The following is a 19,267-nucleotide window of genomic DNA, read 5'->3' on the forward strand; positions in this document are numbered from 1 at the left end:
GACGAACCTTTACGGCAACCGCTGGATGATGCGCACTTCGCCATTGTGGTACTTGCAGTGACCTCGGTTACCCTTATAATCTTCGTCCTGATGCTTACATTATGGATGAGCTGAGGCCAGCAACCGACTACGGACGCCCGCAAGGAGATGTCGATGGAATCCCGGGATGACAAACTGATCGCCATCATTGGACTGCTTTCCGCCTGCCTGATCGGCGTAGTGTTCCTTTTCACCATGACCTGGCTGACGGACGTGCGCCATCCAGCCGATCCGTCACTGGATGTACAAACCTGCCCGCCCAAAACCGCCAGCCCGGTGCAGCACTCTTAATCCTGGGTGCGCCATTTAATCTGCTGACTGCGTAACTCCAGCGCCAGCGCTTCATGCAGGGTGCGATTGCCATTGGGATCGCCCAGACCAAACAGCGCGCCAGGCGAGCGCCGATCGTCGGCCCACGCCGGATACTCCACCACCGGATAGAGCGAAATGCCCTCCAGCGCCACGCCCTGCGCTAAGGCCAGCCGCGCTTCATCACTGACATGCCGCAGCCAGGGCGCGCGCGCGTCGCCTTCCGCGCCGGTTTCCGCCAGCAGCAGCGGGCGCTGATAACGCTGCCAGCACTGCATCAGCAGCCGGTGCAGCGGCTGACGCTGCGGATGATCGGGTGGAATGGTGTCGCCGGAGAAGAACCAGTGGTTGTCGGGATAATAGTTCAGCCCCAGGATGTCGAGGAAATCGGGCTGACCACCCAGCTCCGGCGCATCGCGTCCTGCCAGCCAGTCCCAGGCTTCAAACTGCGCCTGATGCTGGCTGTCGGCATAAGGTTTGCTGTCGGGGTTATGCGGATCGGCGGCGATCTGCACCAGCGGGTCGGTCAGCACGAAGCGGGCGTCCGGATAGACGTCGCGAATGGCGTGCATGGCCGCCAGCGAGGCGCGCACCAGCTGACGTTTCAGTTCGCGACCGCGCGCGCTGGCATAGGGATCGAGCCACGAGACATCGGCGCCGGCCCAGGACCAGAAGGATATCTGATTGATAGGCGTAAAGAACGGCTGCTCCACGCCCTCATCCCGCATCAGCTCAGCCATGGCGCGCGCGAAGCGGCCAAAGTGCTCCACAAACGCCGGCTTCCAGATATCAAGATGATCGGGGTAGCCAAAGTGCGCCAGCTCCCAGATGATTTGTAAATCATGACGCGCCGCCGCGTGAATCATCGGCAGAAAGGTGCGCCAGTCGTATTCACCTGGCGTGGCCTCAATCAGGTGCCAGCGGGCGCCGTCGCGCGCGGTGCGCAATCCCTCCTGCGCCAGCGCGGCGTAATCTTTCTCCAGCAGCATGTCGTGGCCGCTGCTGATGACCATATCCAGTCGTCGCCCGCCGCTGCGGCAGGCGGTAGAGCAGGGGAAGCTGCCCTGAAAAAAGCTGCGAAATAGCCGGGGCTGATGGCGCGGGGATAGCTGAGTCATGATCTTCTCCTCACGAAGAACGCCGGATGCAGAACGCCTGGCTAAGTCTAGACTAAATTAACGCCGCACCCGACGCGGAAGTAGACGGCTCTGATTGCCTTTACGTGCGGTGATACCAACAATAACAGCTTCAGGGTAAGCAGGGATTGAGTATGAGCGAAGCGGCACTGCGTTCCTCACGCGAACGGCCAGGCGACGGGCTGAGAGAACATGCGCAACAGCAATGTGCCCGTCATCCGGGACTGAGCGGCATTCATCCGCTGAACGATGGGCTGGATGCGTTTGCGGCACGCTATCTGCTGATGGGCATGGCGCAGCACACCATCGACGTCCAGTATTACATCTGGCACAACGACATGTCCGGACGCCTGCTGTTCAGCGCGCTGCTGGATGCGGCGGAGCGCGGCGTACAGGTGCGCCTGCTGCTGGATGACAACAATACGCCCGGGCTGGATGAAACGCTGGCCGAACTCGATCGGCATCCAAATATCGCCGTGCGGCTGTTTAATCCCTTCTCGTTTCGAACCCTGCGCGCGCTGGGCTATCTGACTGACTTCGCCCGCCTGAATCGCCGGATGCACAACAAAAGCCTGACCGTGGACGGCGCGGTAACGCTGGTGGGTGGCCGTAACATCGGCGACGAATATTTTGGCACCGGCAATGAGCCGCTGTTTACCGATCTCGACGTGCTGGCGCTGGGACCGGCGGTAGATGAAGTGGCGGAAGATTTCGCCCGCTACTGGCACAGTAAAGCGGTATCGCCATTACGCAGCGTCGTGGACACCGGCGCACCGCCGCATGAAGCGGTGCGTTTACCGCCGGAGTGGCAGCAGAGCGAGGCGGTGCAGCGCTACCTGGCGCGGCTGGAGAAATCCTCGTTTGTCAGCCAGCTGGAGCAGGGCTCGCTGAGCATGACCTGGGCACACACGCGGCTGTTAAGTGACGATCCGCGCAAAGGGCTGGGCAAAGCGAAGCGATCCTCTTTGCTGCCGCAGCGCATGCTGGAGGTGATCGGCACACCGCAGCAGCAGTTCGATATCATCTCGGCCTATTTTGTCCCGACCCGTGCCGGCGTGGCGCAACTGCTGGCGCTGAAGCGGCGGGGCGTTAAGATCGCCATCTTAACCAACTCGCTGGCCGCCAATGATGTCACCGTGGTTCACGCCGGTTATGCGCGCTGGCGCAAGAAGCTGCTGCGTCACGGCATTGCGCTCTATGAACTGAAGCCGCAGGCCAATGCCGCGGATGCCCCGCACGATCGCGGTCTGACCGGGAATTCCGGCTCCAGCCTGCACGCCAAAACTTTCACCGTCGATAACCGCAAAGTGTTTATTGGCTCGTTTAATTTCGATCCGCGTTCGGCGGTGCTGAACACGGAGATGGGGCTGGTGATTGAGAGCGAAGCGCTGGCGCAGCAGACCCATCAGCGCTTTAGCAGCGGCATGCGCGAGCGCGCCTGGGCACTGCGGCTGGATAAGTGGGGCCGCGTTAACTGGGTGGAGTACAGCGGCGAAGCGCGGGAAGTGGTGCATAAGCACGAGCCGCAGTGCACGCTGTTGCAGCGTTTGCTGGTGCGGCTGGTATGGCGTCTGCCGGTGGAGTGGCTGCTATAGCCGGGCTGCACCGCGCGCAGCCCGGCGGGTAAGCACGCCGTTACGTCTGCGCGGAGGTCTCTGGTTTGCGCTGCGGCTTGCCGGAGAACAAAAAGCGCAGCAGCGGGATACGCAGATGAATCTCGTACAGGGCAAAGGCAACGCCAAACACCATCAGCAGTCCGACAAAGAAGCCCAGCGTATTACTGCTGATGTGTGGCGTAACGTAGATGCCGTACAGGATGGTCAGCGGATGGTGCACCAGATAAATAAACAGCGACGCGTTCACCAGATACATGATGCGCGGCGAGTGGCTGTTCAGCAGCTTGTGGCCGAAGCTAAAGCAGACGTTCAGCATACACAAGCCCATCAGCGTAGAAATGATGGCATCAAGCTCGTACAGCCAGCCTTCACCGCTGCTGTAGCGCTGATTCAGGCTGTACGCGATAAACACCGCAATGGCACCAAAGCACATCACCGGATTAAAACGCACAAACAGCGCTTTCAGCGCCTGATGTTTCCAGCTCAGCGCACCCAGCATAAAGAACGGCAGGAAGAACAGCGACTGCATTACCGCAATGCTGAACAGGCCATCCATTAACAGCGCGGGAGCAAAGTGGAAAATCAGCCGGCGGAAGGCGCACCACACCAGCGCATAGGCCAGCAGGGCCAGCGTCAGCTTGCCCCAGCCAACCTGCTGATAATCGATGCGGCGCTGCTGATCGCGCAGCCAGCGGAAGCTCAGCATGCCAAACGCGGTGAGAATCACCAGTACCAGTAAAAACCACAGGTGCGAAATCAGATCCCACATCAGCGCGTTGTACTTGTCATAAAGCGAGAAGTTTGCCCAGTCGCCGACTTTGCTGGTGAGATTTTTCAGCATAAAAAACTGTGGCAGGGTAATGAGCGGCACCGCAGTTAACAGCGGAATGCCGACGCGCTCCAGCCGCACCTTCAGCCAGCGGTTGGGCTGATAGCGCAGATAGAGCATATACGAGAAATAACCTGAAATAACAAAGAACACCTGCATGCGGAAGGCGTGAATAAAATCATTCAGCACCGTCAGCCACAGTGAGGCGTCCTGGCTGTTAACCGACCAGCGTTGGGTCGAGTAAATCAGCGAGACGTGGAAAGGCACGCCCAGCAGCATTAAATACGCTCGAATCGAGTCGAGGAAATATTCACGTTCGGGTTTGGCTGAACTCATAAGCTTCCGGTTTGTCAGTTTACTTGCCGGTTTCACCCTGAAACCGGATTATGCCGGACGAAATTCTACCGGCTGTAAACAGCGTATACTATCAGGTGAATCTGTTTCTTAATCTTCCGGGTTTAATTATCCGAAAAGTACACTTTCGGCTTACGAATCAGGGGAACAATCTTTTACATAAGCTGTCGGAAAACCGAATAATCCTTTAAGATAAATGGGTTTGATCTAAGCACACGAAAGGGGGGGATGTGCTGACTAAAGTGAAGAATAATGGCGGGCTGGTGAAGATGCGCTGGGTAGGCGCAGCAGTTCTGCTGGCGTTGTACGCCAACAATAGCTGGGCGTTCAACATTGATGATGTGGCAAAGCAAGCTAAGGCGCTGGCAGGGAAAGGTTTTGAAGCGCCAAAAAGCAATTTACCCTCTCAGTTTCGTGAAATGAAGTTTGCTGACTATCAGCAGATCCAGTTTAACCACGACAAAGCATACTGGGGCAAACTGCGCACGCCGTTTAAGCTCGAGTTCTATCATCAGGGCATGTATTTCGACACGCCGGTGAAAATCAATGAAGTCACCGCGTCTTCGGTACGTGAAATCAAATATAACCCTGACTACTTCAATTTCGGCAACGTGAAACACGATGCCGATGCGGTGAAAAATCTTGGTTTTGCCGGTTTCAAAGTGCTGTATCCTTTAAATAAAAAGGGTAAAGACGATGAGATCACCAGCTTCCTGGGTGCCAGCTATTTCCGCGTGATTGGCGAAGGCCAGGTGTATGGCCTGTCGGCGCGTGGTCTGGCGATTGATACCGCGCTGCCTTCCGGTGAGGAGTTCCCGCGCTTTAAAGAGTTCTGGATCGAGCGGCCGAAGCCGCAGGATAAACAGCTGGTGATTTATGCGCTGCTGGATTCTCCGCGCGCCGCCGGTGCCTATCGCTTTGTGATCCAGCCGGGCAAAGAGTCCACCGTGGACGTGCAGTCTAAAGTGTATCTGCGTGACAACGTCGGCAAACTCGGCGTAGCCCCACTCACCAGTATGTTCCTGTTTGGCGCTAACCAGCCGTCGCCGGTCAGCAACTTCCGTCAGGAACTGCATGATTCGAACGGCCTGTCGATTCACGCCGGAAATGGCGAGTGGATCTGGCGTCCGCTCAATAACCCGAAACACCTGGCGGTCAGCACCTTTACCATCGAAAACCCGAAAGGCTTCGGTCTGCTGCAGCGTGGCCGTGACTTCAGCCATTACCAGGACCTGGACGACCGCTATGATCTGCGTCCAAGCGGCTGGGTTGAGCCGCAGGGCGACTGGGGCAAAGGCCGCGTAGAGCTGGTGGAGATCCCGACGGCAGATGAAACCAACGATAATATCGTGGCCTTCTGGACGCCGGAGAGCCTGCCAGAGCCAGGCAAAGAGATGAACTTCAAATATCGTCTGCACTTTACGCGCGATGAAAACCAGCTGCACCAGGACGATGTGGCCTGGGTGAAAGACACGCTGCGTTCTGCGGGCGATGTGAAGCAGTCTAACCTGGTGCGTCAGCCGGATGGTTCCATCGCCTTTACCGTGGACTTTGTCGGTAAAGCGATGAGCAAGCTGCCGGAAAATACCCAGGTGGCGCCGCAGGTCAGCGTCGGTAACAACGCCGACGTGGTCGAGCAGAGCGTACGCTACAACCCGGTCACCAAAGGCTGGCGTCTGGTGCTGCGTCTGCGCGTGAAAGACAACAAGCAGCCGACCGAAATGCGTGCGGCGCTGGTGAGCGGCGACAAGACATTGACGGAAACCTGGAGCTATCAGTTACCTGCCAATGAATAAATCGACTTATTTACCTCAATCTTACGTGGAGGCGCTGCCGCTTGATGCGGCAGCACGCGCCACGCTCAGCGCCTCGCTGCAGAATGCGCAGGCGTTTCATGCCATTCACAGCGCGCTGGGGCAGGATATCGCCGCCAGCGAACGGCCGGACGATGCGCCGCTGAAATCGGTCTCATCGCGCGTATCCATGGCGTGGCCGGATTCGCTCGCCGGTGGCCAGCAGCTCAGTAAAGATTATCTCGACCGCACCACGCTGAAGGCGATGCCGCCAGTGAAGCGTTCGCTGATGTTCCCGGAAGCCTGGCGTACTAACCCGATCGCGCGCGCCTGGGATTCCCTGCGCGGGCAGAAAGGCAACCCACGCTATGCCACGGTGGAAGAGCAGAAAGCGGAAGACAAATGGCGCCACGTAGGTTCCATGCGTCGCTACGTGCTGCTGATTCTGACCATTCTGCAGACCGTGGTCGCCACCTGGTACATGAAAACCATTCTGCCGTATCAGGGCTGGACGCTGCTCGATCCGGTCGAGCTGTTTAACCAGAACTGGCTGCAGTCAGTGGAGCTGATCCTGCCGTATATTCTGCAGACTGGCATCCTGTTCCTGTTTGCCATCCTGTTCTGCTGGGTATCGGCTGGTTTCTGGACCGCGCTGATGGGCTTCCTGCAGCTGTTGATCGGCCGCGATAAGTACAGCATCTCGTACTCGACCACCGGTGATGAGCCGCTCAATCCGGAACATCGCACCGCGCTGATCATGCCAATCTGTAACGAAGACGTGGAACGCGTGTTCGCCGGTCTGCGCGCTACCTGGGAGTCGGTGAAACGCACCGGTAACGCGGAGCATTTCGACGTTTACATCCTGAGTGACAGCTACGATGCCGACATCGCCATCGCCGAGCAAAAAGCGTGGATGGAGCTGGTGCGGGATGTCGGTGGGGCAGGCAAGATCTTCTATCGCCGTCGCCGCCGCCGCGTGAAGCGTAAAAGCGGCAACATCGATGACTTCTGCCGTCGCTGGGGCAGCAACTACAGCTACATGGTGGTGCTGGACGCCGACAGCGTGATGAGCGGTGAGTGTCTTACCGGTCTGGTGCGCATGATGGAAGCGAACCCGAACGCCGGTATTATCCAGTCGTCACCAAAAGCGTCAGGCATGGATACGCTGTATGCGCGCTGTCAGCAGTTCGCCACCCGCGTTTACGGGCCGCTCTTTACCGCCGGTCTGCACTTCTGGCAGCTGGGCGAATCGCACTACTGGGGGCACAACGCCATCATTCGCGTGCAGCCATTCATTGAACACTGTGCGCTGGCGCCGCTGCCGGGTGAAGGCTCCTTCGCCGGTTCGATCCTGTCACATGACTTCGTGGAAGCGGCGCTGATGCGTCGTGCCGGCTGGGGCGTGTGGATCGCCTACGATCTGCCGGGTTCTTATGAAGAGCTGCCGCCGAACCTGCTGGATGAGCTGAAGCGTGACCGTCGCTGGTGCCACGGCAACCTGATGAACTTCCGCCTGTTCCTGGTAAAAGGCATGCACCCGGTGCACCGCGCGGTGTTCCTGACCGGCGTGATGTCCTACCTGTCGGCGCCGCTGTGGTTTATGTTCCTCGCGTTATCGACCGCCCTGCAGGTGGTGCATACGCTGATGGAACCGACCTACTTCCTGCAGCCACGTCAGCTGTTCCCGGTGTGGCCGCAGTGGCGTCCGGATTTGGCGATTGCGCTGTTCTCCACCACGCTGGTGCTGCTGTTCCTGCCAAAACTGCTCAGCGTGGTGCTGATCTGGTTTAAAGGGGCGAAACCGTACGGTGGCGCATTCCGCCTGTTCCTCTCGCTGCTGCTGGAGATGCTGTTCTCGGTGCTGCTGGCACCGGTGCGCATGCTGTTCCACACCGTGTTTGTGGTCAGCGCCTTCCTCGGCTGGGAAGTGGTGTGGAACTCGCCGCAGCGTGACGATGACGCCACGCCGTGGAGCGAAGCGTTCCGTCGCCATGGTTCACAGATGCTGCTGGGGATTGTCTGGGCCGTCGGGATGGGCGTGCTCGATCTCAACTTCCTGTGGTGGCTGGCGCCAATCGTCTTCTCGCTGATTCTGTCGCCGTTTGTCTCGGTGATGTCGAGTCGCGCCACGGTCGGGCTGAAGAGTAAGCGCGCCAGGCTGTTCCTGATCCCGGAAGAGTATGAGCCGCCGAAAGAGCTGGTCGACACCGATCACTATCTGCAGCTGAACCGTGAACGTGCGCTGAAGCATGGCTTCATGCATGCGCTGTTCAATCCGGCGTTCAACGCGCTGGCGACGGCGATGGCGACATCGCGCCATAAGCAGAGTGCACTGCTGGATCACGCACGCGATCGCCGCGTCGATCAGGCATTGAGCGATGCGCCGGAAAAACTGAATCGCGAACAGCGTCTGCAGCTGATCAGCGATCCGGTGGTGCTGGCGCGCGTGCACACGCGCTTGTGGGAAAGTGCGGATAAATATCATCAGTGGGTTGAGAGTTATCAGAAACTCACGCTTAACCCGCAGGCGCTGCCTCAGCGCGCCTGACAGGCTAACGGTGATGAAAAGCGGCAGCGATGCCGCTTTTTTTATGCCTGCGCTTCAGCGGGGGGCACAACGCGCCTCACACAATCTTTACGCATAAAGGCATAGCGGTTTAGCTGCACCCGCAGCTAAAATGGCGCGATGACATGTGCCAGCGTTCCTGAGCACATTTTAAACAGTCACTGACGCACATCAGAATCAGGGGTGTCAGTTCAGGGTGAGTAAATGCAGTGAAATATTGCCTGAAGTTAATCGCGCTGTGCGCCGCCATTTTGCTGCTGACGGGCTGTGGCAGCATTATCAGCCGGACCGTACCCGGACAGGGGCACGGCAACCAGTATTATCCGGGCGTGCAGTGGGATGTGCGTGACGGGCCGTGGCGCGTGCTGACCATTCTCGATCTGCCGCTGTCGCTGGTGATGGACACGCTGCTACTGCCGGTTGACGCACAGCACGGCCCGTACGAGTAACTTACGCCCAGTTGTCTGACGGACTGTCGTCGTCTTCCCACTCTTCGGCCGCTGCTTCGCCTTCTTCCAGGTCGCGCGGCGGCTCCAGCTGAAATTCGCCTTCGTCCCATTCGTGCAGGGTATTTTCCGACTGCCACTCCTGGCGCAGCTCAATTTCATCGAAATTACCGTCGAACACCGCCTGCGCCGCTTCACCGCTGCAAATTGGCAGGCATTCGCCCTGGCCGTCTTCATCAGCGAAAAACTCCGCCTGCCACATAATGTCGCCATCCTGCATTACGTACTTCTGCAGCGCAAACTGGCTGACACTGGCGTCATCCTGCTCCAGCTCAGGCTGGCTGGCGAGAAACTCTTCGCGTGCGGCTTCAATGGCTTCTTCTAACGTACTATACAGGCTCATCTGCAACTCCTTGTCAGTGCAAAAAGGGATTTCACAGAAGAATAGACGAAAATTGGCGGCTGTCAGGGCGGGAGAGAACAATGACGGGGTGGATGCGTAAAAAGTCATCCACCCGCGCCGGTTACATCATTTTTTGCGGAAAGTGCAGAACCGGTCGTACCGACTCGCGTAACACGGGTGCAGAATAACGGATGCAGCATTTAATACAGGGTTTCACCTTTTTAAAATTAATTCGTGCGGTGGCCAAAGCCTGATTTAAATTATAGAGCGTACCGATGAACACCATATCCTCCTTAACCGGCAGACGTTTACACTCTTTCCGATGCAGCAGATGGTAACCCTCCTGATCGGTACTGATCGTCACGTAGTAGTAGATACCTTTATTCATATTATGTGTCCTGAATATATTTGCTGTGTGTAATCTTTTTATATTTTTAAACGCGCAGTTAACGAGCTAACTGTCAGGGTCGAAACTAACTGGATTCGATCGGGCTAACCAATTCCATAAAGATATATTAAAGATGAATTTTTAATCAAAAAAGAATATGGCGGTTAACTTTCAGACAAATACTTGTTTAATCAGTAAAATTTATTAGATAAGTAAACAAGACGGCAAGCCTGAGTAAAATTAAATAGGAAAAGGCCTGGAAGTCATCAAAATCAGATCCGCACCCGTCATATTTACGCATATTGCCGTACAAACTCAGGCACTGAAAAGCAGCGGCGGGCGAGGGAGAAAGCGTCGGCGTAGCAGCGAAAAACCGTGATTAATGCGCAAGATAGCAGCATGCGGCGTAAAGGGTGTCGTTGATGTAAGTGTCGCCGTGTGGAAGGCATAGCAGTTCTGGCTGGGCCTTTTTTAGCGCGCCACTGCGCAGACAATCACGTGAATTAAGGCAAATGCGCGGTTAATAACGCGGGGCATTGATAATACCCCGCAACCGATTAATAGCGTGAAGGCTGCCCTTCAGGCCGGGTTTTAAAGCGGCGATGCAGCCACATATACTGCTCAGGCGCCAGCAGCACCGTCTCTTCCACCACTTTATTCATCACGATAGCGGTATCCAGTTCACTCTCCAGTGAGAATTTGTGGCGGATATCCGGCATCATTTTCAGTTCGTAGCCGCGGCCGTGCGGCAGGCGGCGTGCCAGAAACGGCACCACGCTCGGATTAGCCAGACGAATCAGCATATGCGTGCCGGTGGTGGTCGCGGCTTCCTGAACGGCAAAGAACGGGGCGAATACACTGCTGCGCGGGCCGTAGTCGTGATCGGGCGCATACCAGATGATGTCGTTGTTCTTCATGGCGCGGATCATGCCTTTCAGGTCTTTGCGATCCAGCATGCTTTTATTGGAACGCATGCGTCCCCAGGTTTGCAGCCAGTCCAGTAACTTGTTGTCGTTAGGGCGATACACGCCAATGCCCGGGTTGTACATGCCAAACACGCGCGCGCCCAGCTCCAGCGTCAGGAAGTGCATGCCAATCAGCAGGATGCCGCGCTTTTGGGCCAGCGCCTCGGTAACGTGCTCCAGGCCGCTGGTGCTGACCCATTTACGAATACGCCAGTCCGGCCAGAACCACGCCATGCCGGTTTCAATCAGCCCCATTCCCACCGATTCGAAATTGTGCTTCACCATGGCTTCACGTTCGCTGGTCGGCATATCCGGGAAGCACAGCGCCAGATTGCGTTGCGCGACCTGAACACGACGCTTCATAAAACGCATGGCAAGGCGTCCCAGCCCGCAGCCAGTCACGTACAGCAGCGGGTAGGGCAACAGCACCAGCACATAGAGGAAACCGATGCCCAGCCAGGTCAGCCAGTAGCGTGGATGAAGGAGTTCGCGGGTAAATTGCGGAAGTTGCGTCATGGAAATATCAATGTCCTGCGTCGTGTACCAGAGAGTCCGGTTTCTGTAATTGGCCGGGATTATGCCATTTTTTCTCTCTGACTGAAATCAACCATCCGTGCGTCAGCGCACGACGAACAGCATTTCTGCGCAGATATTGGCGAGCACAACGCAGAACCCCGTCGATTGTGGCTGATGGCAGGAGAATTGCACCAGAGGCTTTGCATCACGCTCAATTCAGGTATCATATGCGCGCTAAATTTCTCTGATTGCTAACAGGTGTTCACCATGCCAGTGTTACACAACCTCGTTTCCAATAAAGAGCTGAAAGAACGTATGCTGGCCGAAACCGAGCCGCGTACCACAGTCTCTTTTTATAAATACTTCCAGATTGCCGATCCACAGGCGTTCCGCGACCGTCTCTATGTTGCCTTGACCCAGCTGAAGGTGTTCGGCCGCGTCTACGTGGCGCAGGAAGGGATTAATGCGCAAATCAGCGTGCCGGCCAGTCGCTATGAGGCGATGAAGGCGATGCTCTATGCCTTTGACCCGGCGCTCGACAATCTGCGCATGAACATCGCGCTGGATGACGACGGCAAATCGTTCTGGGTGCTGCGCCTGAAAGTGCGCGATCGCATCGTGGCTGACGGTATTGAAGACGGTAGCTTCGACGCCAGTAACGTCGGTAACTATCTCAAAGCGGCCGAAGTCAACGCCATGCTCGACGATCCGGATGCGGTGTTTGTGGATATGCGTAACCACTACGAATACGAAGTGGGCCACTTCGACAACGCGCTGGAAGTGCCAGCCGATACGTTCCGCGATCAGCTGCCGATGGCGGTGGATATGCTGCAGGCGCAGAAAGACAAAAAAATCGTCATGTACTGTACCGGCGGCATCCGCTGTGAAAAAGCCAGTGCGTGGATGAAGCACAACGGTTTTGATGATGTTTACCACATTGAAGGGGGCATCATCGAATATACCCGTCGCGCGCGCGAGCAGGGTTTACCGGTGCGCTTCAAAGGCAAAAACTTCGTGTTTGACGAGCGCATGGGCGAGCGTATCTCTGACGATATTCTCTCCAGCTGCCACCAGTGTGGTGCGCCGTGCGACAGCCACACCAACTGCGTTAATGACGGCTGCCATCTGCTGTTTATTCAGTGCCCGAGCTGTGCGGAAAAGTATCAGAACTGCTGCAGCCCGCTGTGCATGGAAGAGTCGAAACTGGCGCCGGAAGAGCAGCGCGCGCGCCGCGCTGGCCGTGAAAATGGCAACAAAGTGTTCAATAAATCGCGCGGTTTACTCAACATGACCATGGCGATCCCCGCGCCGGACAAAAAGTAACGGCTTAACAGCCTGGCGCATTGCCCGCCAGGCTGTACTGCTGATTACTGACGCACACCTTCGACTGAAATGATCAGCTCGGCTTTTTGCGAGGCCGGACCGAGATCTTTGCTAATGTTGAACTCTTTCAGCACAATTTCGCCGCTGGCGGCAAAGCCGGCGCGATAACCGCCCCACGGATCCTTGCCTTCCCCAATCAGCTGCGCATCCAGCGTGATCGGCTTCGTTACGCCGTTGAGCGTCAGGTTGCCGGTGATCTTATAATCCTTGCCCTGTTTTTTAACCTCAGTCGAGCTGAAGCTGGCCTGCGGGAATTTGCCGGTATTGAGGAAATCCGCGCTGCGCAGATGCTTATCGCGCTCGGCATGGTTGGTATCGAGGCTGTTGGTATTGATGGTCACATTGACCTTGTCCGCGGCCGGATTGGCTTCATCAAAGGTAAAGCTGCCATCAAAATCTTTAAAGCTGCCGTACAGCCAGCTGTAGCCAAGATGCTGAATGCGGAACTGAACAAACGCGTGCTGACCCTCTTTATCAAACTTATACTCAGCCGCGCTGGCACTCAGGCTGGTCGAAAAGAGGGCAGCGGCGCTGAGCGCCAGCAGGGTTTTCCTGATCATATTACTTTTCCTTTTCAGAGGTTAAGGGGATGCGGTAACCGAGCATCCGTTTCAGCGTCATGTCGCGATCGACAAAATGGTGTTTCAGCGCGGCCAGGGCGTGCAGGGCAGACAACAGCACCAGAGCCCACGCCAGCCATAAATGGACCTCACCGGCGACATCGGCCTGCTCACCCGCGCCGGTAAACAGTGCCGGTACCTCAAACCAGCCAAACACTGAGACCGGCTTGCCGTCTGCGGTAGAGATCAGATAGCCGCTGATCAGCAACACCAGCAGCAGGCCATACAGCAGCCAGTGCGCCGCATGGGCGGCACGGCGTACGTGCGGCGAGTAACTGGTGAGCGGTGCCGGCGGCGGCGTTATGACGCGCCAGCACAGGCGCAGCAGCAGAGCAGCAAACAGTAAGATGCCGATGCCTTTGTGAATCTCAGGGGCGCTGTGATACCAGCCGTCGTAATAGCCAAGTCCGACCATCCATAAACCCAGCGCGAACATACCGTAAATCGTCAGCGCCATCAGCCAGTGCAACGCAATGGTTAACGCACCGTAATGCCGTGGAGAATTACGCCACATAGTTAAGCCGTTATCAGGAAATAAGTGGTAATGAGAATCTACAACCTGAAATAGAAAATCAATCGTCCTTACTTTTCTATAACTTTGAATTTAGGGGTTCGATATATATGGCGAAAGGCTGGCGGTGTAATTCAATAATTCTGAATAGATAAGCAAATAGCCGTTTTAGTCCTGGCGGCAATGGGTTTTGCTACACCAAATGCGCCATAAACGCGGGCGAAAAGTAAATTTGTGTCAGGAAAGGTCAATAACTGCCAGTGCGATCCGCACCGGCAGCAACAAAATCAGGCAAAACGCGAAAGTGAGAAGGGCGTGAGGTCAAAGGAGAACGGTTTATTCTGCGCAAATTCGCTGGCCAGTTCACCCAGCACGCTGGCGAATTTAAACCCGTGGCCGCTCAGGCCGGTGATGATCAGTCGGTCAGGCTCACCGGGCAGGGTATCGATAATAAAATCTTCATCCGGCGTGTTGTCATAGCTGCAGGCTTCACCATGCAGGCACACGCCTACGCCTGGCAGAAACTGGCGCAGGAAGCTAAAGGCTTCGTTACCGTCAGCGGCGATGCTGCCGAACGGTTTGCGGTCCGCTGGCGTCTGCATCGGCTGACCGCCATCGTGGCGTCCCACTTTCAGGGCATTATTGTCTGCCGGGAAGCCGTAGAAATGGCTGCCATCCGGCATCTCTACCGTAAAGCCGGGGAACTGGTTATTTTCGCTGTAGCGCCCATCGGCCTGATACCAGGCAAACACCTTGCGCACCGGCGTAACGGGCAGATTGTCCACCAGCTGACTGACCCAGGTGCCGGCGCTGATCAGTAGCTTGCGCGCGCGGAATACGCCATCGCTGGTGGTGACCTGCTGCAGATCGCCCTCGCGGCCAATCGCGCTGACCGGGCAGTTAAACAGCTGCGCGCAGCCGGCCTGTTCCGCCAGCTGCACCCAGCTGCGCACCGCCTGTTCACATTTCAGGAAGCCAGAATTGGGCTCGAACACGCCGATGTAACCGTCCGGTACGTTAAGCTGCGGCCAGCGTTTGCGCACTTCGTCGGCCTGCAACACCTGCACGGCTAACTGCCAGGTTTTAGCGCTATCGATAACGTTGTGAATGAAATCCGAGCTGGCCGGCGCCAGATTAAGAATGCCGCTGCGGTGCATGATGCGTTCGCCGCTCTGGCGCTCCAGCTCGTTCCATAACGTCTGGGCGCGCAGCACCAGCGGCACGTAGCGTTCACCTTCGCCGTAAGCGTGACGAATCAGGCGGGTTTCGCCGTGATGCGTCCCCTGGCTGTGGGGCGGGTGCGCGCTGTCGATCATCAGCACCGACAGGCCCGCCTGGGTTGCGTAGAAACCCGCGGCAGCTCCGACGGAACCACTTCCCACCACAATCAGATCATAAACCATGACGACATCACTCCTGCAAAACGGCGATTTTTTTCAATAGCATATCAAAAGAGTACGCCCATGAAAAAGGCACCCTGTAGGGTGCCTTTTCACGCGATGGTGATGATTAGTGCTTGCGATTATCGCGTAGGTATTGCTCAGTGGACTCGATCTTTGCAATGCCAGCTTCGAGGATAGAGATAAACTGTCTGGCTACGTCAGTTGTCAGCCAGTATGTTGGGCCCACGTCAGCTTCTTCTTCTTTCTGGTCCTGCGATGATAGCGAGTGCAGGCGGATCATCATGGCGTCATAGCTGTCAACGGTGCTGATATCCCATCCCACCAGCGGATGGGTCTGGATGACGTCTTTACTTCTGTCCATTATAACCTCCTTATTACTCGTTAAACGAAGTGCTTTCGAGGTTCAATGCGTCTGTATCTTGCACTAGCGAGATAATTATAACATGGAATTAACAGTACAGTAGTTAAAAAGTGTGGTGACTAAAAACACAGCAAAATAAAAGCAGCCAAAAGCCGGTTTTCAAGGAATAAATAAACGCCTTACGCAGCTGGGTATTTATTGTCGCAGCGCAACGTGTCGTCATACCGATTATCGGCATCTCAGCATTAAAACTTTAACGGGCTGAACGCCAGGGTAAAAATCTGAAATTATCCCTGCGACTCGGCAGGCAACTGCCCTTTGCGTCGATGGATCTCGTCCGCCAGCCGGGCAAAATGCTGCTGTAACTGAGCGTCATGATTCTGGTTTTGCGCTTCGAGCGTCAGATTGTGAGCCAGCAGCTGGCTGGCGCGATCGTCCAGACAGAAGGTCAGCGTAGCAAAGGCATTTTCCAGCACGGTCAAACGGCGTTGCTGTTCAGCAATGAAGGCCAGTAATTCCCCAAACGTCATCGCCTCTTCTGGTTTTTCAGTAGTCATGTGCAACACACCTCCTGTAAGCACGACGAGGCAAGAATAAGACATCGTTTAATCAGAGTCTAGCTGGCGCGGGTTTTTCTGGCGAGCGGGAAATAAAAACAAAAAAGCCGGGCGGCGGGCCCGGCAAAAACGGCACAGTGGCGGTTAATCGGTAATAAACCAGTCGTCAGCGCTTTCCCAGGTTTCCTGCAAAATATGGCTGATGCGGTCGCGTGATTCTTTACAGCCGCCAAACACGCTGAGCTGGTTACCACCGGCATAGCGCACTTTGACGTGATGATTGTCGTCGGGAAAATCGCGGGAGATACGGCGAGTGAGTTCAGCGCTCAGTGCATCCAGTGCACCGGCGGGAAGGGGCTGAGTCTTTGCTACGGTAATTTCAACACGCATAAACGCCTCCGGGATAATATACTGGTTATTTGTACAGTATAAAATTCCCGAAGGCAAGCGGCAGATGATTATTCTTTGATGCGCCAGTTAAGGGTTTCACCGGCGAGGAACGGAACCAGCGTATCGTCAGCGACCGTGATGCTCTCCTGCACCGTCCACGGCTCACGCACCAGCGTCAGGGTGCCGTCGTTGAGCGGCAGGCCGTAGAACCTGGGACCGTTCTCAGAGCAGAAGGCTTCAAAATGCTCCAGTGCGCCAAGCTCTTCAAACACGGTCAGATAAGCGGGCAGCGACGTCGGCGCATTAAATACGCCGGCACAGCCGCAGCTGGCTTCTTTCAGATGGCGCAGGTGCGGTGCCGTGTCGGTGCCCAGGAAGACACGACGGTTGCCGCTTGCCACCAGGTTACGCAGCGCTTCCTGATGAATGTTGCGCTTCAGAATGGGCAGACAGTAGAGATGCGGGCGCACGCCGCCCACCAGCATGTGGTTGCGGTTGAACATCAGATGCTGTGGCGTAATGGTCGCGCCAAGCAGTTCATTGCCGGCGGCCACATACTCTGCAGCTTCCTTCGTGGTGATGTGTTCCATCACCACTTTCAGACCCGGGAACTGCTGGCGCAGCGGCTGCAGCACGGTTTCGATGAAACGCGCTTCACGATCAAAGATATCAATGTGTGCATCGGTGACTTCGCCGTGCACCAGCATCGGCATACCGATTTCCTGCATGCGCTCCAGCACGCTGGCAATTGAGGCAATGTTGGTGACGCCATGGCTGGAGTTGGTGGTGGCGTGTGCCGGATAGAGTTTTGCCGCCGTAAAAATACCGCTGCGGAAGCCGCGTTCGATTTCGTCCGCATCGAGCGAATCGGTGAGGTAACAGGTCATCAGCGGCGTGAAGTGATGCTCAGCAGGCAGCGCCGCCATGATGCGTGCGCGATACGCTTCGGCAGCCGCAACGCTGGTGACCGGCGGAACCAGATTTGGCATGACAATCGCACGACCATTCACCGCGCTGGTATAGGGCAGCACTGCATTGAGCATCGCGCCATCGCGCAGGTGGATGTGCCAGTCGTCAGGGCGGCGAATCGTGATTTGCTGGGGTTGGGCTGTCATTCAAAAAGGCTCCGGCTGAGGTGAAAACGAAATGGCTCGTTTAGGCCGGGGACTAATCATAAGGGGGCGGGCAACCGTTTGCACGGGATTTTGCAGTGCGGGAGAGAAATAACCGCAGGCGCGGCAAATTGCGTAGCAGCGTGGCAGGCGCGGGCAGAATCATGCCGGCATCCTGCCACGCTATGCATGGCCGCCACTGAGAACGGCCCCTTGCAACGTTAATCGGTAAACGGAATCACCAGCTGTCCAGGCTTCACTTCCAGCCCTTTAGCCAGTTTCTTCGCCAGCGCCTCGCCTTTGCTACGGTCGGCACTCAGCACGTAGGCGGGTTTTTCATTGAAATAGCGCTTGAGGGATTCGTTCAGATACGGCGTAAGGGTTTTCATGATCGACGCCATCTTCTCAGGTTGCACCTGCGCGTCGACGATTTCGAGGTCCTGCAGATAGATTGCGCCCTGCTGCGCGTTGTACACCGGTTGCGCTTTCATCTTCAGCTGCATTTCGGCCTGCTGCGGACCAAACAGCGAGCTGACGTTGATGTTGGCTTTACCAGACAGCGTCACTTTGCCGGGTTCTTCGCGGCCAATCTGGCTGCTCAGGTCGGTCAGTACAATATGGGCATTTACCAGCCCGGACACGCCAATATCTTTCTCGTAGTTGTTGCGCTTTTGCAGCGCCTGATTCACTTCCTGCTCGCTGATGGTGTATTGCGTCAATTGGTTACAGCCGCTGAGCAGCACGGCAAAAAACAGGGCAAACAGCCCGGGAAACGCCTTCTTCATGATTTCTTCTTCCTGGTTGATACGGCCAAACAGCCTTAAGCCTGCCTGATTCAGGGCCAGGTGTCACCAGGAGAGAGATGAGAAACGCAGCCGCGCGCTTCTCATCACAGCGCCATCAGGCCGCAATCGACGACAGCAGATTCACCTGCGTCTGTTTCGCCATATTATCGCGGTAGTCGGCAACGCGGCTCGGCCATTCGATACCGGAAACCAGCGTCAGCGAGCGCAGCAGCGGAAACAGATGAATGTCATCCTCAGACAACTCGCCGTTCACCGCATTGGGTTTGACGATCAATTTATCCAGCTGGCGCAGATCATCACTGATATTTTTGATGAAACCCGGGGCATGCTTACGCAGTTCGGCAAAGTCACCGAGGCTGGCCTGTTTCTTTTCGCGGAAGTAATCACGTGCTTCGGGGGTGGCGAATTCAGCAAACGCGGCCTCGGCGATGCGCGGCAGCAGCAGCTTGTTGATGTAGCCATTGACCCGTCGCAGCCAGTCGGCGATGGCGGGATTTTGCTTGCCGGTCAGCAGCGGCTGGCGATCCTGATTATCGACAAAGCGCACGATATCCATGCTCTCCGGCATCGCACTGCCATCGGCTTTTTGCAGAATCGGCGCCATTTTCTGGCCAATCAGCTTTTTCGGCGTTGCTTCATCATCATTGAGCATCACAATCAGCTCAACCGGCAGGTTTTTCAGGCCAAATATCATGCGTGCTTTGACGCAGAAAGGGCAGTGATCGTAGATGTAAAGTTTCATCCCGTTTCTCCTGTGGTTCTCA

Annotated in this window: 20 protein-coding genes; 6 read left to right on the forward strand and 14 right to left on the reverse strand. The window is 56.3% G+C overall.

Annotated features, from left to right (window positions below):
* Window positions 1-153: 153 nt before the first annotated feature.
* A complete protein-coding gene (locus F3J41_RS03340; RefSeq protein WP_021506450.1) occupies window positions 154-330 on the forward strand; it encodes a hypothetical protein in 177 nt (58 codons plus the stop codon).
* Here the strand turns inward: F3J41_RS03340 and F3J41_RS03345 are convergent.
* Window positions 327-1,466 (reverse strand): hypothetical protein, encoded by a 1,140-nt coding sequence (locus F3J41_RS03345; protein WP_058780764.1) that lies wholly within the window; start codon window positions 1,464-1,466, stop codon window positions 327-329. The two genes, F3J41_RS03340 and F3J41_RS03345, sit on opposite strands and share 4 nt — an antisense overlap.
* 152 nt (window positions 1,467-1,618) lie before the next feature.
* On the opposite strand from F3J41_RS03345, the gene F3J41_RS03350 reads away from it, so the two are divergent.
* Complete coding sequence (locus F3J41_RS03350; RefSeq protein ID WP_166709932.1) at window positions 1,619-3,079, forward strand: phosphatidylserine/phosphatidylglycerophosphate/cardiolipin synthase family protein; 1,461 nt, start codon at window positions 1,619-1,621, stop codon at window positions 3,077-3,079.
* Window positions 3,080-3,119: 40 nt separating this feature from the next.
* Here F3J41_RS03350 and mdoC read toward each other — a convergent pair whose 3' ends face one another.
* A complete protein-coding gene (mdoC, locus tag F3J41_RS03355; RefSeq protein WP_021506447.1) occupies window positions 3,120-4,265 on the reverse strand; it encodes a glucans biosynthesis protein MdoC in 1,146 nt (381 codons plus the stop codon).
* A gap of 278 nt (window positions 4,266-4,543) precedes the next feature.
* Between mdoC and F3J41_RS03360 the strand changes: the two genes are divergently transcribed.
* The 3 genes from F3J41_RS03360 (at window position 4,544) to F3J41_RS03370 (ending at window position 9,091) form a co-directional block, all read left to right on the forward strand.
* Window positions 4,544-6,079 carry a glucan biosynthesis protein G gene (locus tag F3J41_RS03360; RefSeq protein ID WP_182688977.1) on the forward strand — a complete coding sequence of 512 codons (1,536 nt, stop codon included), beginning with the start codon at window positions 4,544-4,546 and terminating at the stop codon, window positions 6,077-6,079.
* Entirely contained in the window at window positions 6,072-8,624 is a 2,553-nt protein-coding gene (gene mdoH / locus F3J41_RS03365; protein ID WP_059010463.1) for a glucans biosynthesis glucosyltransferase MdoH, read from the forward strand. The genes F3J41_RS03360 and mdoH overlap by 8 nt, the downstream gene beginning before the upstream one ends.
* Window positions 8,625-8,851: 227 nt before the next feature.
* Window positions 8,852-9,091, forward strand: a complete 240-nt coding sequence (locus F3J41_RS03370) for a YceK/YidQ family lipoprotein (protein WP_021506444.1) — start codon at window positions 8,852-8,854, stop codon at window positions 9,089-9,091.
* 1 nt (window position 9,092) lies between these two features.
* Here the strand turns inward: F3J41_RS03370 and F3J41_RS03375 are convergent, their stop codons facing one another.
* The 3 genes from F3J41_RS03375 to F3J41_RS03385 all read right to left on the reverse strand — a co-directional run bounded on the left by F3J41_RS03375 (window position 9,093) and on the right by F3J41_RS03385 (window position 11,360).
* On the reverse strand, window positions 9,093-9,491 hold the full coding sequence (locus tag F3J41_RS03375) for a MysB family protein (RefSeq protein WP_021506443.1): 399 nt from the start codon (window positions 9,489-9,491) through the stop codon (window positions 9,093-9,095).
* A gap of 121 nt (window positions 9,492-9,612) precedes the next feature.
* Entirely contained in the window at window positions 9,613-9,879 is a 267-nt protein-coding gene (locus F3J41_RS03380) for a hypothetical protein (protein ID WP_021506442.1), read from the reverse strand.
* 557 nt (window positions 9,880-10,436) lie between these two features.
* On the reverse strand, window positions 10,437-11,360 hold the full coding sequence (locus F3J41_RS03385; protein WP_021506441.1) for a Kdo(2)-lipid IV(A) acyltransferase: 924 nt from the start codon (window positions 11,358-11,360) through the stop codon (window positions 10,437-10,439).
* 267 nt (window positions 11,361-11,627) lie between these two features.
* On the opposite strand from F3J41_RS03385, the gene F3J41_RS03390 reads away from it, so the two are divergent.
* Entirely contained in the window at window positions 11,628-12,683 is a 1,056-nt protein-coding gene (locus tag F3J41_RS03390; protein ID WP_021506440.1) for a rhodanese-related sulfurtransferase, read from the forward strand.
* 44 nt (window positions 12,684-12,727) lie between these two features.
* Here the strand turns inward: F3J41_RS03390 and F3J41_RS03395 are convergent, their stop codons facing one another.
* From F3J41_RS03395 to grxB, 9 genes are all read right to left on the reverse strand, one after another.
* Complete coding sequence (locus tag F3J41_RS03395) at window positions 12,728-13,303, reverse strand: YceI family protein (protein ID WP_021506439.1); 576 nt, start codon at window positions 13,301-13,303, stop codon at window positions 12,728-12,730.
* 1 nt (window position 13,304) lies between these two features.
* Window positions 13,305-13,877: a cytochrome b gene (locus tag F3J41_RS03400; RefSeq protein WP_150058335.1), complete on the reverse strand. Its 573-nt coding sequence runs from the start codon at window positions 13,875-13,877 to the stop codon at window positions 13,305-13,307.
* Window positions 13,878-14,161: 284 nt separating this feature from the next.
* Window positions 14,162-15,277 (reverse strand): N-methyl-L-tryptophan oxidase, encoded by a 1,116-nt coding sequence (gene solA, locus F3J41_RS03405; protein WP_166709934.1) that lies wholly within the window; start codon window positions 15,275-15,277, stop codon window positions 14,162-14,164.
* 106 nt (window positions 15,278-15,383) lie between these two features.
* Window positions 15,384-15,638 (reverse strand): biofilm formation regulator BssS, encoded by a 255-nt coding sequence (bssS, locus tag F3J41_RS03410; protein WP_021506436.1) that lies wholly within the window; start codon window positions 15,636-15,638, stop codon window positions 15,384-15,386.
* 287 nt (window positions 15,639-15,925) lie between these two features.
* The gene (locus F3J41_RS03415) at window positions 15,926-16,195 is read right to left on the reverse strand and encodes a hypothetical protein (protein ID WP_010617279.1); all 270 of its coding nucleotides are present in this window, start codon (window positions 16,193-16,195) and stop codon (window positions 15,926-15,928) included.
* 144 nt (window positions 16,196-16,339) lie between these two features.
* Window positions 16,340-16,585 (reverse strand): DNA damage-inducible protein I, encoded by a 246-nt coding sequence (gene dinI, locus F3J41_RS03420; protein WP_166709936.1) that lies wholly within the window; start codon window positions 16,583-16,585, stop codon window positions 16,340-16,342.
* A gap of 68 nt (window positions 16,586-16,653) precedes the next feature.
* Entirely contained in the window at window positions 16,654-17,700 is a 1,047-nt protein-coding gene (gene pyrC / locus F3J41_RS03425; RefSeq protein WP_021506434.1) for a dihydroorotase, read from the reverse strand.
* 218 nt (window positions 17,701-17,918) lie between these two features.
* Window positions 17,919-18,482: a lipoprotein gene (locus F3J41_RS03430; protein ID WP_021506433.1), complete on the reverse strand. Its 564-nt coding sequence runs from the start codon at window positions 18,480-18,482 to the stop codon at window positions 17,919-17,921.
* A gap of 115 nt (window positions 18,483-18,597) precedes the next feature.
* The gene (gene grxB / locus F3J41_RS03435) at window positions 18,598-19,245 is read right to left on the reverse strand and encodes a glutaredoxin 2 (protein WP_021506432.1); all 648 of its coding nucleotides are present in this window, start codon (window positions 19,243-19,245) and stop codon (window positions 18,598-18,600) included.
* Window positions 19,246-19,267 lie beyond the last annotated feature (22 nt).

The sequence above is a fragment of the Pantoea sp. Ap-870 genome (genome assembly GCF_011752515.1).
Taxonomy (GTDB): domain Bacteria; phylum Pseudomonadota; class Gammaproteobacteria; order Enterobacterales; family Enterobacteriaceae; genus Pantoea; species Pantoea dispersa.

Excerpts from the sequence above, each read along its gene's own strand:
- F3J41_RS03380 (WP_021506442.1), bottom strand. The coding sequence starts at position 9,879 with ATGAATAAAGGTATCTACTACTACGTGACGATCAGTACCGATCAGGAG.
- F3J41_RS03385 (WP_021506441.1), bottom strand. The coding sequence starts at position 11,360 with ATGACGCAACTTCCGCAATTTACCCGCGAACTCCTTCATCCACGCTAC.
- F3J41_RS03400 (WP_150058335.1), bottom strand. The coding sequence starts at position 13,877 with ATGTGGCGTAATTCTCCACGGCATTACGGTGCGTTAACCATTGCGTTG.
- F3J41_RS03395 (WP_021506439.1), bottom strand. The coding sequence starts at position 13,303 with ATGATCAGGAAAACCCTGCTGGCGCTCAGCGCCGCTGCCCTCTTTTCG.
- mdoC (WP_021506447.1), bottom strand. The coding sequence starts at position 4,265 with ATGAGTTCAGCCAAACCCGAACGTGAATATTTCCTCGACTCGATTCGA.
- F3J41_RS03340 (WP_021506450.1), top strand. The coding sequence starts at position 154 with ATGGAATCCCGGGATGACAAACTGATCGCCATCATTGGACTGCTTTCC.
- F3J41_RS03375 (WP_021506443.1), bottom strand. The coding sequence starts at position 9,491 with ATGAGCCTGTATAGTACGTTAGAAGAAGCCATTGAAGCCGCACGCGAA.
- F3J41_RS03430 (WP_021506433.1), bottom strand. The coding sequence starts at position 18,482 with ATGAAGAAGGCGTTTCCCGGGCTGTTTGCCCTGTTTTTTGCCGTGCTG.
- F3J41_RS03350 (WP_166709932.1), top strand. The coding sequence starts at position 1,619 with ATGAGCGAAGCGGCACTGCGTTCCTCACGCGAACGGCCAGGCGACGGG.
- dinI (WP_166709936.1), bottom strand. The coding sequence starts at position 16,585 with ATGCGTGTTGAAATTACCGTAGCAAAGACTCAGCCCCTTCCCGCCGGT.
- grxB (WP_021506432.1), bottom strand. The coding sequence starts at position 19,245 with ATGAAACTTTACATCTACGATCACTGCCCTTTCTGCGTCAAAGCACGC.
- F3J41_RS03415 (WP_010617279.1), bottom strand. The coding sequence starts at position 16,195 with ATGACTACTGAAAAACCAGAAGAGGCGATGACGTTTGGGGAATTACTG.
- bssS (WP_021506436.1), bottom strand. The coding sequence starts at position 15,638 with ATGGACAGAAGTAAAGACGTCATCCAGACCCATCCGCTGGTGGGATGG.
- F3J41_RS03390 (WP_021506440.1), top strand. The coding sequence starts at position 11,628 with ATGCCAGTGTTACACAACCTCGTTTCCAATAAAGAGCTGAAAGAACGT.
- pyrC (WP_021506434.1), bottom strand. The coding sequence starts at position 17,700 with ATGACAGCCCAACCCCAGCAAATCACGATTCGCCGCCCTGACGACTGG.
- F3J41_RS03345 (WP_058780764.1), bottom strand. The coding sequence starts at position 1,466 with ATGACTCAGCTATCCCCGCGCCATCAGCCCCGGCTATTTCGCAGCTTT.
- solA (WP_166709934.1), bottom strand. The coding sequence starts at position 15,277 with ATGGTTTATGATCTGATTGTGGTGGGAAGTGGTTCCGTCGGAGCTGCC.
- mdoH (WP_059010463.1), top strand. The coding sequence starts at position 6,072 with ATGAATAAATCGACTTATTTACCTCAATCTTACGTGGAGGCGCTGCCG.